This is a genomic window from Lysinibacillus sp. NPDC097868, assembly GCF_044761135.1.
Classification (GTDB): Bacteria; Bacillota; Bacilli; order Bacillales_A; family Planococcaceae; genus Lysinibacillus.
Window position 1 is genome coordinate 2,199,535 of the sequence record NZ_JBIWBS010000001.1, and the last position, 12,780, is coordinate 2,212,314.

Below are 12,780 nucleotides of genomic sequence, written 5' to 3' on the forward strand. Positions count from 1 at the left end.
TAAATGTTCTTCGCCAAAATTAAATAGCAAAATTTACGAACAAAGCATTGTCCCAGTACTTTCTTTTTATAAAATTTTAATATCACCCGAATAAATTGTTCGAATTGTACCATCATTTAATGTTAGCTGTAGCACACCTTCATCTGTAATGCCACTTGCAATACCTTCAAAACGTTCTCGTAAAGTCGTCACTTCGATACGCTGTCCTATTGTGCATGACATTTGTTCCCATAGCTCTTTAATACTGGAAAAGCCCTCTTTTACGAATAGCTCAGTAAACTGCTCTAAATATTGTAAAATCGTTGCGACAAGTGCAGCACGATTAATTTCCTCTCCTGCAGCTATGCTTAGCGACGTGGCAATATTTGCAATGTCAGGAGAAAAATCTTTTTCTTGCTGGTTAGCATTGATACCAATCCCAACAAGTAATGCTTGTACAAGGTCTGCCTCTGCCTGCATTTCTGTTAAAATTCCTGTACATTTTTTGCCGTTAATAAGTAAATCATTTGGCCACTTTATTGCAGGTTCTACATGTTTATATAATGTTTTAATCGCCATTGTAACTGCAACGGCAACGACAAGTGTAAATGAAGATGCTTGCTGTGGTGATACATCTGGTCGTAAAATAATAGTCATCCAAATACCTGTACCTTTTGCTGATTCCCATGGTCTAGACATGCGGCCACGCCCTGCCGTTTGTTCTTCACCAATAACAATCGTACCATCGGGAGCACCTTCTTGTGCTAGCTTATGCGCAATTGTTTGTGTGGAATCCACGACATCAAAATAGTGAATTTGTCGACCTAACCGCTCTGTTTTTAAAAATAATTCTAATTGTGTTGGGCTTAAGCTATTCGGCACACCTGTCAACACGTAACCTTTTTTCTTGACGGTTTCAAAGGTGTAGCCTTCCTCCTGTAACGACTGCATATGCTTCCAAATTGCAGTACGCGACACCCCTAGTGAATCTGCCAACTCTTGTCCTGAAACCGCCTCACCGCTAGCTGCTAATAATCTCTTTAAAATTTCATCCTTCATGGACATACTCATACTCAAACCAATCCTTTAGTATTTTTCTTCATTGCATCTAATCACAACAGTGGCATTTCAAAAATATCATCTATAACTAACATGGCTCGTTAGTATGAAATGCCAATAAGATTTACCATTCATGCTTTAAAATACTGTATAAAAGGGAATCTCGCCAGCCATCTCTTAATAGCAAATCTTGTCTTATTTTCCCTTCTTTAATCATACCGATTTTTTCTAATACTTTTGCAGAGCTCCATCTCTCAGTATAACTCTCTCACCTATTAAATGGTCAATCAGCATACCCCCACTTGATTGAAATTTTGTTTATGTATAAATCGTTTTCACTCAACATCCCAACAAAAAGATAAAGCAAGTGACCTTTTAATGACGTAATTTCAATGGTCACTTTTTGTCACTTGCAGTATTTTCATTATATAATCAACTATTCATCCTTTAAGGTCATACTTCCGCTCAAACCAATCTTTGATGTGGTTTCGCTCATTAGTAAGTTCCCCATGAACAACGGCCGTTAAAATCAATTGCAAGGCTTCTTTTAACCATGGTCCCCGTTTTTGTCCAGACCATTGCAATAAATCCATTCCATTTACTACAAGCTCTTGGCGATGTCTTATTGGTAAGCTCGCCTGAACCTCCCGTATGCTTTGCTGCGAGTTGTTCATTAGCCCTTTCAACTGTGCAAAGTATTGTGCTACTTCGAGCTCCTCTAGCGAATACGTAAAATAGTCCATACTCGTCCAACCCTTTTGGAACGCATGGAACGCACCTAAAACAGCCTTAACAAAAGCCGTTTCCTTATTCGATAAGCGATAGGCACGTAACACTTCCTGCCATTGGTTTTCTTGTATAAGAGCAAAATAAGCCCAACCGCAAGTTGCATTTTGTACAGAAAAGCCTTGCCAATGTTCTACTTGGAAGTCACCTTGCAAATAGGACACTAGTCTACTTTCTTCAAGATTTCTAATGCCATTATAAACATCTTTCCCTACCCACAGCTTATCAAGTTCGGCCTTAATGCGCTCTTTGGCAACCCATGCCATATCGGAAGCCTTTTCCTGTATTGCCTGAAGTGTCTCAGCTTCGATTGTAAAGCCAAGCTGTGCTGAAAAACGCACAGCCCTTAGCATTCGTAAGGCATCCTCAGCGAAACGCACTTTTGCTTCTCCTACTGCTCGAATAACGCCAGCCTCAATATCATGCTGCCCATTATAATAATCTACAACCGTGCCATCTCGACGCATAGCTATTGCATTCATCGTAAAATCACGGCGCTGTAAATCCTCTTTCAGGGACCTTACAAAATGGACTTCCTCTGGTCTTCGATGATCAGTATACTCTCCATCAGTGCGATAGGTTGTTACTTCAACTGGTGCAGTTGGCTCAAGAACAAGCACAGTGCCATGTTGAATACCAATATCAACGGTACGATTAAAAACAGTTTTAACTTCTTGTGGCAATGCATTTGTCGCTACGTCTACATCATGTACTGGACGATTTAATAGGGCGTCTCGCACAGCTCCGCCTACGACAACTGCCTCAAAGCCTGCCTCCTCTAATTGTTCAATAACTGAGAAAGCAGCTTGCCATTCTTTATTGTTTTGCATGGTTTTTTTCAGCAACCTTTTCATACAGTTGTTCATACTGCTCGACAATTTTAGATGAGTGGAATTTTTCACTAACTGCCCGCATCGCTGCTTCGCGGAAACGAAGTAATTTATCTTCATCGTTCAATAACTGTACAGCATAGTCAGCTACAGCATCCGTATCACCTAATTCCACTAAATAGCCATCTACACCATGATCAATGACTTCTGGTATTCCACCAACGGTCGTACCAATACATGGCACACCACAAGCCATTGCTTCAAGCAATACAAGTCCAAAAGATTCCTGCTGTGAAAGTAATAGCTTCAGATCACTAATAGCGTACAATTCAGCTAAATTTTCTTGTTTACCTAAAAATAATACGTCCTTGACATACGGGCTTTCTTTTACTTGATCCATCACACGATGCTTTTCGGGTCCATCCCCTACTAATAATAGCTTCGCTTTTACATTTCCACGGATTTTCATAAATGCATCAACAATATGAGGGAGGTTCTTAATTTTACGGAAGTTAGAAACATGAATGATGACTTTTTCATCTTCTTGAATGCCAAACTGCTCTTTTAAGTTACCAGCATCTTGCGGACGATAGACACGCTCATCCACGAAGTTATAAATCGTTTCAATTGGCTTAACAGTATCAATAAGTTCGTAGGTTTGTTCTTTTAGTGACTCTGAAACTGCAGTTACAATATCAGACTTATCAATACCATATTTGATGGCTTGTGACAGCGTAGAATCCTGTCCAAGTACGGAAATATCCGTGCCATGGAGTGTTGTCACAATACCTATATTTTGCCCACTCATTTCTCGGGCTAGCACCGCACATACGGCATGTGGGATTGCATAATGTACATGTAGTACGTCTAACCCTTCATCTTTAATCACGTCCGCCATTTTACTCGCTAATGCAATATCATACGGCGAATACTGAAATACTGAATAATTGTTCACTTCTACTTCATGGAAAAAGACGGTCGGATAAATTTTATTCAATCGAAATGGTACGCTTGAGGTGATGAAATGAATTTCGTGGCCTCTCTCTGCAAGCATTTTTCCTAATTCTGTTGCAATAACACCAGAGCCTCCAACTGTTGGATAACAGGTAATGCCGATTTTTAGCTTTCTCATTCGATAATCATCCTTTCTAAATTCACGTCTTTTTAGTCTCGTCTTTCTTGAATCAGTCTCCAATCCACAAAGCCCTCTTGTAGGCCTTTTAGTAGTATTTCTGCAGTTCCCATATTTGTTGCCAGTGGCACTTGGTAAACATCACAAAGACGGATAAGTGCAGAAACATCCGGCTCATGTGGTTGTGCTGTTAATGGGTCACGGAAGAAAATGACCATGTCCATATCATTATTGGCAATCATAGCGCCAATTTGTTGGTCCCCACCAAGGGGACCCGAGCGAAAACGTGTAACCTCTAAGCTTGTAGCTTCCATAACACGTTGCCCTGTTGTACCTGTTGCATAAAGCGTATGTTCATTTAAAATATCACGATAAGCGATAGCAAACTGTACTAGATTATCTTTTTTGCGATCATGTGCAATTAATGCGATTTTCATAAGTTTTCCATCCGTTCTTTAGATGATGTTTTCTAAACCATAAACTAGCTGATCCATTTTCATAACTTCTTCTACACAGAATGCAACGCCGGACATAAAGGAGTTACGATTTAATGAGTCATGACGGATTGTTAATAGTTGACCGTCTCCTCCAAACAATACTTGCTGATGTGCCACTAAACCAGGTAAGCGAACAGAATGAATTCGCATACCATCAAAATCAGCCCCTCTTGCTCCTTCAATCGTTTCTTTTTCCTGTGGATGACCTTGCGTTTTTTGTGCTCGCACCTCTTGGATCAGTTGTGCTGTTTTGACACCAGTACCAGATGGCGCATCCAACTTTTGGTCATGGTGCATTTCAATGATTTCTACATCTGGTAAGTATTTTGCTGCTTCTTTAGCAAATTTCATCATCAGGATTGCCCCAATTGCAAAGTTTGGTGCGATAATGCAGCCTAACTCCTTCTCATTAGCAAGTGCTGATAATTCTTCAAGTTGAGCATCTGTAAAACCAGTTGTGCCAATAACCGGTCGTACATTTAAATTTAAAGCCTCTTTTGTATGATTGTATACTGCATGTGGATTCGTTAAATCTACTAAAACGTCAGGGGCAGTTGCTTCTACTAGCTCGTTCATATCTGTAAATATTGGTGCTGTATAGCTTGCTGGAAACATTTCTAAATCAGCTAATGTCTGGCCAACCTCTTTATAATCTAGTACAGCTACTAACTCCATTTTGGCATGTTTCATAACTGTATGTACAGCTTCAGCTCCCATTTTTCCTCTTGGCCCTGCAATTGCTACACGAATCGACATTATTCCTCTTCCTTTCTTGTCCAGCGATCCTTATCTCTCGTTTCAAATTTATGTATGACGCGTAAAAGTGCCTCATCTAATTTTATACCTTGTGCATTAGCAAAGCATACTAAAACAAAGAAAAAGTCACCTAATTCTTCTTCAATACTATTCGTTTCTTCAGTGCTTTTTTTCTTTTTCTGTCCATAAACGTCTTGCACTTCGCGTGACAATTCTCCAAGCTCCTCCGTTAAACGTGCGAGTAGTTCAAAAGGAGGGAAATAACCTTCCTTAAATTGTCCTATATAGTCATCCACACGTTTTTGCAAGGCTTGCATCGTTATCTGTTCTGTCATCCAATATCACACTCCTATTTACCATCGTATAAAATTTACACCATTGTTGTCAAAAACAATAAAATGACAGATAATATAACCACTACTTCATAGTTAGGAATTACAGGAGGTCATATGTTCAAACAGATCAAAATTCGTAATATTATCGCAATAATGCTCGGAGCAGCCATTTATAGCTTTGGTTTTGTACACTTTAATATGCAAAATCAGCTAGGTGAAGGTGGTTTTAGTGGGATTACCCTTGTTCTCTATTTTACACTAGGTTGGGACCCCGCATTACTTAATTTAATCTTGAATATTCCAATGTTTATTTTAGGTTGGCGCCTACTCGGTAAAAAGTCTTTTATCTACACATTAATAGGTACAATTTCAGTATCCATTTTCTTGAAAATTTTTCAGAAATATCAGTTCACTATTCACTTAGAGGATGATTTATTCCTCGTGGCATTGTTTGCCGGTGTTTTCGTTGGACTAGGGCTAGGTATTGTCTTCCGCTATGGTGGCACTACGGGCGGTGTGGATATATTAGCACGATTAGGACATAAATATCTAGGCTGGAGTATGGGTAAAACAATGTTCATATTCGATGCAATTGTTATTTTAATATCGTGGCTAACATTTTTAGATGCACGTTCAATGATGTACACACTTGTTGCTGTCTTTGTAGGGGCGCGCGTAATTGATTTTGTTCAGGACGGTGCCTATGCAGGACGTGGAGCACTCATTATTTCGGAAAAATCGAGTGCAATAGCGGACATGATTGCATTGCGCATGGAACGCGGCGTCACTATTTTAGAGGGGCATGGTCACTTTACAAAGCAGGCAAAAGAAGTGATATACTGCGTTGTTGGACGCAATGAAGTTGTACGTTTAAAATCGATTATCCATGAGGTCGATCCTCATGCCTTCGTCTCTATTTCTGAAGTTCGAGATGTTGCTGGAGAAGGCTTCACTCTCGACGATCAAAAACAACCATTACATTGAGAATAGGCACAAAGAGAAAAAGTGTTAGATTGACGGTAATTCAATCTAACACTTTTTATTGCTACGATGTTGTCCAATACAGCGGTTGCTTTCAGCAGGTTTTTCCGGCGATTCGCGGACTTCTATCTGCGATTTCTCCTGTCTTACCGGTGATTCATCCCCACTTAAAGTAGCGGAAGTCATCTGCTTATTAACAAACAAATAAAAAAGCTTGTTATAGTGGTTATCCCACTATAACAAGTTTTTCTTAGTCGTCATTACGCATATTTGTAAAGATTAAAATTAATCGTAATAATTCTAAAACAGCTACTGCAGCAGCAGCCACATAAGTTAACGCAGCGGCACTTAACACTTTACGTGCTGGACGCTCCTCTTCGTTCGTAATAATACCAAGTGAATTCATTTGCACGAGGGCACGCTTTGATGCGTCGAACTCAACTGGTAATGTTACTAATTGGAACACTACGCCTGCTGCTAATAAAACGATACCTAACAATAACATATTAGATAAACCAGAAAAAATTCCGATCATAACGAAAACCCAAGATGCGTTTGATGAAATATTAGCCACTGGAACAAGCTTACTTCGTAAAGTAAGCATTGAATATGCCTCTTTATGCTGAATGGCATGGCCTACTTCATGGGCAGCAACTGCTGCACCTGCTACACTTGCCTCATAAAAGTTACTTTCTGATAATGCGACTGTTTTTGTCGCAGGGTTGTAGTGATCAGATAACACACCTTGTGTTGGCACAACTCGCACATCGTACAAGCCGTTCGCATCTAAGATCGCCCTTGCTACCTCAGCACCAGTTTGTCCCTTCATGGTACGTTCCTTTGCAAACTTATTATACGTACCTTTTACCTTCATTTGAGCGTACAATGGCAGTAGCATAATAATCGCAAAATAAACAATATACATGCCTGTTGACAATTTCCTAACCCCTTTCTACCTCGATACTATAATTCTATAGAGATTTCCCTAATTGGGCAAATATTTGCGCCACCTAATTGAGAAAATAGCGATAAAAATACAAGCAATTGATAACCAAAAAGTAAAGTATCCAATGGCACTTGTATATTCAGCTAAATCACGATACATTGGCATTTGCCCAAATACATAGTCTATGACATCATTATGCAAGGTCCATACAGCTGCAACCACAACATGCCAATATGAAAATACATATTTACCGATGTAAAGGACGCCTTGTAATGCCATCGCAAAATGTGAGCCGATAAGCATCCAGCCTTGCCAGCCGATGTAGCCTGTTTCAACTAGAGTCCAGAGATTCATTACATCTGCCCAAATACCATATTTAACTAATGTGACAAGTGCTAACACTTCCATCAATGGCCATCTTTTTCCTAATATCCATGCCAACAGCACAAAACAAAAAAACAAACTAGCAGTCGGACTATCTGGTACAAAAATATAAAAAATCGGCTTCGTAATCGCTAATTGCCAGCCATACCAATAATAGCCGTAAATCGTTCCTAATAAGTTGATAAGTAGTAATACTATTAAAAATGTTTTATGCGTAAGGAGGTACCAAATATTTGCACGTGTCATTTGCATGATTAAAACTCCTTTACTATCCGTCCATACTAAGATGTCTTTTTCTTTAATTTTTATGTATTTTTTGGCGGCTAAGCCTTTATGGCACTTTTATATTACAACAGGTGGCTAATTGCAAAATGAAGTTTTAGCCATAGACTTTCCTAATTAATTATATCAAACCATGGGCTTAATGTTTAATAAAAGCTAGAAAAAAAGAGTCAGTTTCCCGACTCTTTTTAAAATTATTCAGCTTTTAAGCTTTCGATAAACTCAGCTAGCTTTTGAAGATCTTCATCAGATCCTGTCCATAAACCTGCTGGCATTTTACCACTTGGTGAACCATTGTGGGCAATGTCTTTAATTTCATCAGCTGTTAAGCCTGTATTCATAAGTGTTGGCGCACCAGCACCACCTTCTAAGCCTTCACCATGACATGTAATACATGCAGAGCCAGCATAGATTTGGTAACCTTCTGAGCCTTTATCGAACTCTACAGTTTCCACGATAGCACCTTGAATTTTTTGAGCTTCCCAGTCATGATTTACAACTGACTCCCAAGTTAAATAGAACATAGCAGCCAATGTTAATAACATAAACGCAGTTGGTAACGGGCGTTTAGACGGACGGCGTTCTGGACTCTTATCTAAAAATGGCATTAATAATAGCGCTCCAAATGCTAGACCTGGAATGACAATTGCTCCGATAACATTATATGGACCAGAAGCAAATGAGTATTTTAAGAGTTGGTACATGAATAAGAAGTACCAGTCCGGTAATGGCGTGTATGCTCTTGTTGGATCAGCTGGCCCTTCAAGTGGAGATGGGTGAGCGACTGTTAACAATAAATAAGCGATTAAGAAAACAGCACCTACCATCCATTCTTTTAGTAAGAAGTTCGGCCAGAAAGCTTCAGTTTTACCTGGATATTCGGAATAATCCTTTGGAACGTTCGGCATTCTGTGATTCGCTTTAATACGAGAATCGCCGACAAATTTCATTCCTTTTCCGCGATGCATAGTGTCCCCTCCTTTAAAAAATCATCGAACCGTCAAGAATTATTACAACGGCCCTGAAATTCCTTGACGACGAATCATGATAAAGTGTGCTGCAAGTAACCCAAACAATACTGCAGGCAAGAAGAATACATGAATCGCAAAGAATCGTGTTAACGTTTGAGCACCAAGAATAGTACTGTCACCCGCTAATAATACTTTAATCATCGAACCAATAAATGGTACAGATGCCGCAATTTCGATACCTACTTTAGTAGCGAACAATGCTTTCATATCCCATGGTAATAAGTATCCTGTAAAGCCAAGACCCATCATTACACCAAAAATACCTACACCAACCATCCAGTTTAACTCACGAGGTTTCTTATAAGAACCTGTGAAGAATACACGAAGCGTATGTAAGAACATCATTACAATTACTAATGAAGCTCCCCAGTGGTGCATACCGCGCACGATTTCACCAAATGCTACTTCGTTTTGTAAATAATAAACTGATTTCCAGGCATTCACGACGTCTGGTACATAGTACATTGTTAAGAACATACCAGATAGAATTTGAATTACTGTGATGAAAAATGTTAATCCACCGAAGCAGTAAACGAATGCTGAAAAATGGTGTGCAGGGTTCACGTGCTCTGGCACTTCGTGGTCGGCAATATCACGCCAAATAGGTGTAATATCTAATCGTTCATCGACCCAATCATAAATTTTGTTTAGCACTGAATTCGTACCCCCTTACAAATTAAACTAGAGTATTTGCTCTTGCTGGACCAATCTCTAAATAACCATCTTTTTCTTGTACTTCAAATTCATCCAACGGACCTAGAGGCGGTGTACCTGCAATGTTTTTCCCGTTTTTCTCGTAACGCCCTGCATGACAAGGACAGAAGAATTGATTTGGGTGTGCTGAATCGCCATTCCAGTCCACCATACATCCTAAATGCTTACAAACAGGTGATAGAGCAATTATTTGGTCGCCTTCTTTGTAAACCCAAGCTACGTTTGTAACATTAGATTTGTACCAAGCGTCAACTTGTTCAAATGTGAAGTCAACTTTAACTGGCTCTGTATTGATGTCAGCGACTTTATGCTCGGTTTTGATAAAATCCCCACCCTCATGCTTTTGTAAAACTGGGTCAATTGCAAAACGAACCATTGGCATCAACATACCTGCCGCCATAAATCCGCCAACACCAGTAAGTGTGTAGCTTAGAAATTGACGACGTGAAACTCGATTGTTACTCATCCTTTTCCCCCCTCTAACTTTAAAGGTCAGTCCAACGGACATACTTTTACAAATAGTAATACTAGGACATATCTATGATATATCAAGTCCATAGCTTGGTCAATATAGCATTCTGTGGAAACCTGGAGAATGTGAACATTTATTGAAACAAATTGCTAAATTTGTGCCCATTTGGTCGAAAATACAGGTATTACTTGACGTAACTGATCTTCGAGAATGGTATTTTTCACGCTCATATCCATGGATTCTAGTGGAATAGCTGGTAACCAAATAATATTTACAACATCTCCAATATTTGTCCAAAAATGGTCACAAGTAATGAAGAACACATGCTTAAAGCCAGCAGTATGTAATTGTGTTTCTAATTGCACTGGCATTTCTTCGTTTTTCAAGGCAGTACTATACGAAAATGGTGGCATGACTAATAAGCGGCCTTTAAACTGTTGTTCGATAAAAGCTGTAAGCGATAACAAAAAATCTGATTCTGCACCACTTTGCTTCAATTTTTCAGCAGTAAAATCGATTCCTACAAGTGGAATAATTGCCGTATCAATAAAATCCTTCTGCGCTAAAAACGATGTCACATCGTTTGCATTAAAATACATCCAATAACCCCCCTACTGTTACAAATATAAAAATGCCCTTTTCCACTCTTTTATAGGATAACCAATAAAAAGTGAAAACAATCATTCACTAGTCATGTTACCATATAGAGGTGGATAAAGGGCATTCAATTTTTACCTATTGACTTAAGACTATTGTAAATTGGCAGTTTCTTTTAAAACTTGTAACAAATTAGACAATTCATAAAATCGTTCTTCATCGCCTTTATCTAAGGCTTCATCAATTTGTGCGAGTAATTTTTCTTCTTGGAATACGAGTAAACTATTGGAAAGTAACTCTTCTGCCAGTAAACGGTCTTTTTCACTAACAATTAATGTTTCTGGCATATAAGGGTTTTCTTCAAGAACTGCTAAGTATTGTGCACTTGGCGGTATATTTGGGAAGTTCAATTGTATATACATATCTTCTTGTTCATGTAAACGTAAGTCATGGAACGATTTTTCAGCATCGGCTGTCATCACATTGCCTTTATAAAAACGAAATGGTACACCTGTTGAGTCTACTGTAGACATCACCATAGCTCTAGGACAATAGTGCGCTTCTTCTACAAACCGTATTCGTTTTAACAACTCATCATTACTTAATAAGTAATTTAAAATCCATACACACTCACGACGTTTTAATTGGTAATTTTTCAAAAACCAGCGAACAAATGCTTTTTTATCGACAACTGATACAGAAGCAGTCATACCCACTCCCTCCTTTACTCTAATTCTAAGCCTTCTAACATCTCTTGCCATTGTGGTTCACCCGGTTGAAGCTTGATTAAATGACCGAGAACTTCTTTAACTTCAGAACGCTTGCCTTCTTCTAATAAGAAATAAACATATTTTTCTAAAAATGCTGCGTCTTCCTTAAAATCAGTATATGCCAAACGGTAAAATTCGTATGCACGGTCGTACAATTCTAAATTTGCATATGCGTCTGCAGCGTAAGGATATAAAGTTATCCATTCAAAATCATTTTTTTGTAATGTCTCAAATAATTCAACGACATCTTCATAGCGTTCTTGTTGCGTAAATACGGAAATAAGTGTTAGCACGGCTTCCATATACTCAGGATCTAACGCAATTGCTTCTTGTAAATAATTTTCTGCTTCTTCTGGCAAAGCGTTTTTTAATGCCATTTTACCTGCAAATAAGAATAATGATTTATCGTACTCATCGCGCTTCAAGCCTTCTTTAATAGCTGTATAAGCTTTTTTATTGTCCTCTGTCATGGCATAGCTTTCCGCTAGCAATAAATAAGCTGAGAAATAGTCAGGGTCTAATTCTTTTAAGTCCTCTAATTGCTTAATCGCCAATTCATATTTTTGCGATTGGAACGCAGCATATGCAGCACCAAATAAAGTATCTGGCTTCACTTCGTCATCTAGGGCTGCTAAATAATAGTCTAAGGCTGTTTCATAGGCAGCACCCGCACGATATACTTCTGCTAGTCGTTCAACAAGACTGACGCCTGCAAATTCCTCTTGTTGTTCATGTAATTCTTCGTAAAGGCGCGCAGCCTCTAGAAAACGCCCTGTCTCAAATAATAACTCTGCTTTAGCAAAATGTAGTAGTGGCTCATCGGGTAAGATCGCTAACGCCTCATTAATGCGCTTTTCTGCCACTTCAAATAAACCTTGCATCTGATAGTAATCCGCTAGCACTAGTAATGCTTGCGGATATTCTGGGGCTGTATCTTCGACTGCTAACAACATGTCTAATGCCTCGTCCTCATCATCAAGCTCCATTAAGACGTTGGCACGGTCAATTTTTAGTTGTGCCTCCTCTGGGAATAAAAATTGCAGATGCTCCAGTACACGGTCCGCTTCTTTCATGTAACCATATTGCATAAAAACTTCCGCTAGTGCGTATATTTCCTCAGGTAATTCCTTCATTAAAAAAGATTCTAGAAGCTGATCTATTAAAGCTAAATCCCCTTGCTCAAGTGCTTGCATCATTTCCGTCATTGCATTATTCACAGTCATTCACCT

The 12,780-nt window shown here is 39.0% G+C and carries 15 protein-coding genes and 1 pseudogene; 1 reads left to right on the top strand and 15 read right to left on the bottom strand.

Annotated features, from left to right (window positions below; all coding sequences use genetic code 11):
* Positions 1 to 66: 66 nt before the first annotated feature.
* The 7 genes and pseudogenes from ACIQXJ_RS10870 to ACIQXJ_RS10900 form a co-directional block, all read right to left on the bottom strand.
* Complete coding sequence (locus tag ACIQXJ_RS10870) at positions 67 to 1,050, bottom strand: biotin--[acetyl-CoA-carboxylase] ligase (protein WP_403053255.1); 984 nt, start codon at positions 1,048 to 1,050, stop codon at positions 67 to 69.
* Positions 1,051 to 1,162: 112 nt separating this feature from the next.
* Positions 1,163 to 1,282: pseudogene (locus ACIQXJ_RS10875) on the bottom strand (GNAT family N-acetyltransferase); the annotation flags it as partial.
* 196 nt (positions 1,283 to 1,478) lie between these two features.
* Positions 1,479 to 2,654, bottom strand: a complete 1,176-nt coding sequence (locus ACIQXJ_RS10880; RefSeq protein ID WP_403053258.1) for a CCA tRNA nucleotidyltransferase — start codon at positions 2,652 to 2,654, stop codon at positions 1,479 to 1,481.
* Positions 2,641 to 3,786 carry an N-acetyl-alpha-D-glucosaminyl L-malate synthase BshA gene (gene bshA, locus ACIQXJ_RS10885; RefSeq protein ID WP_403053261.1) on the bottom strand — a complete coding sequence of 382 codons (1,146 nt, stop codon included), beginning with the start codon at positions 3,784 to 3,786 and terminating at the stop codon, positions 2,641 to 2,643. Before bshA ends, ACIQXJ_RS10880 begins: the two co-directional genes overlap by 14 nt.
* Before the next feature lie 32 nt (positions 3,787 to 3,818).
* A complete protein-coding gene (mgsA, locus tag ACIQXJ_RS10890; RefSeq protein WP_340825186.1) occupies positions 3,819 to 4,223 on the bottom strand; it encodes a methylglyoxal synthase in 405 nt (134 codons plus the stop codon).
* Between the two features lie 18 nt (positions 4,224 to 4,241).
* Complete coding sequence (dapB, locus tag ACIQXJ_RS10895) at positions 4,242 to 5,039, bottom strand: 4-hydroxy-tetrahydrodipicolinate reductase (RefSeq protein ID WP_340825187.1); 798 nt, start codon at positions 5,037 to 5,039, stop codon at positions 4,242 to 4,244.
* A complete protein-coding gene (locus ACIQXJ_RS10900; RefSeq protein ID WP_024364257.1) occupies positions 5,039 to 5,374 on the bottom strand; it encodes a nucleotide pyrophosphohydrolase in 336 nt (111 codons plus the stop codon). Before ACIQXJ_RS10900 ends, dapB begins: the two co-directional genes overlap by 1 nt.
* 114 nt (positions 5,375 to 5,488) lie before the next feature.
* Between ACIQXJ_RS10900 and ACIQXJ_RS10905 the strand changes: the two genes are divergently transcribed.
* Positions 5,489 to 6,358 carry a YitT family protein gene (locus tag ACIQXJ_RS10905; protein WP_401008262.1) on the top strand — a complete coding sequence of 290 codons (870 nt, stop codon included), beginning with the start codon at positions 5,489 to 5,491 and terminating at the stop codon, positions 6,356 to 6,358.
* Between the two features lie 247 nt (positions 6,359 to 6,605).
* Here ACIQXJ_RS10905 and ACIQXJ_RS10910 read toward each other — a convergent pair whose 3' ends face one another.
* The 8 genes from ACIQXJ_RS10910 to ACIQXJ_RS10945 all read right to left on the bottom strand — a co-directional run bounded on the left by ACIQXJ_RS10910 (position 6,606) and on the right by ACIQXJ_RS10945 (position 12,774).
* Positions 6,606 to 7,280 carry a zinc metallopeptidase gene (locus tag ACIQXJ_RS10910; protein ID WP_340826499.1) on the bottom strand — a complete coding sequence of 225 codons (675 nt, stop codon included), beginning with the start codon at positions 7,278 to 7,280 and terminating at the stop codon, positions 6,606 to 6,608.
* 60 nt (positions 7,281 to 7,340) lie between these two features.
* On the bottom strand, positions 7,341 to 7,937 hold the full coding sequence (lhaT, locus tag ACIQXJ_RS10915) for a lipoprotein heptaprenylglyceryl N-acetyltransferase LhaT (protein WP_403053265.1): 597 nt from the start codon (positions 7,935 to 7,937) through the stop codon (positions 7,341 to 7,343).
* 224 nt (positions 7,938 to 8,161) lie between these two features.
* On the bottom strand, positions 8,162 to 8,935 hold the full coding sequence (locus ACIQXJ_RS10920) for a menaquinol-cytochrome c reductase cytochrome b/c subunit (protein ID WP_340825191.1): 774 nt from the start codon (positions 8,933 to 8,935) through the stop codon (positions 8,162 to 8,164).
* A 42-nt stretch (positions 8,936 to 8,977) separates the two neighbouring features.
* Complete coding sequence (gene qcrB / locus ACIQXJ_RS10925; protein WP_024364262.1) at positions 8,978 to 9,652, bottom strand: menaquinol-cytochrome c reductase cytochrome b subunit; 675 nt, start codon at positions 9,650 to 9,652, stop codon at positions 8,978 to 8,980.
* Between the two features lie 22 nt (positions 9,653 to 9,674).
* Complete coding sequence (locus ACIQXJ_RS10930) at positions 9,675 to 10,178, bottom strand: Rieske (2Fe-2S) protein (RefSeq protein ID WP_401008267.1); 504 nt, start codon at positions 10,176 to 10,178, stop codon at positions 9,675 to 9,677.
* Positions 10,179 to 10,333: 155 nt separating this feature from the next.
* Positions 10,334 to 10,783, bottom strand: coding sequence for a DUF2487 family protein (locus ACIQXJ_RS10935; protein ID WP_401008269.1), 450 nt, complete (start codon positions 10,781 to 10,783; stop codon positions 10,334 to 10,336).
* A 150-nt stretch (positions 10,784 to 10,933) separates the two neighbouring features.
* A complete protein-coding gene (locus ACIQXJ_RS10940; RefSeq protein ID WP_024364265.1) occupies positions 10,934 to 11,491 on the bottom strand; it encodes a ReoY family proteolytic degradation factor in 558 nt (185 codons plus the stop codon).
* A gap of 14 nt (positions 11,492 to 11,505) precedes the next feature.
* On the bottom strand, positions 11,506 to 12,774 hold the full coding sequence (locus ACIQXJ_RS10945; RefSeq protein WP_403053270.1) for a tetratricopeptide repeat protein: 1,269 nt from the start codon (positions 12,772 to 12,774) through the stop codon (positions 11,506 to 11,508).
* Positions 12,775 to 12,780 lie beyond the last annotated feature (6 nt).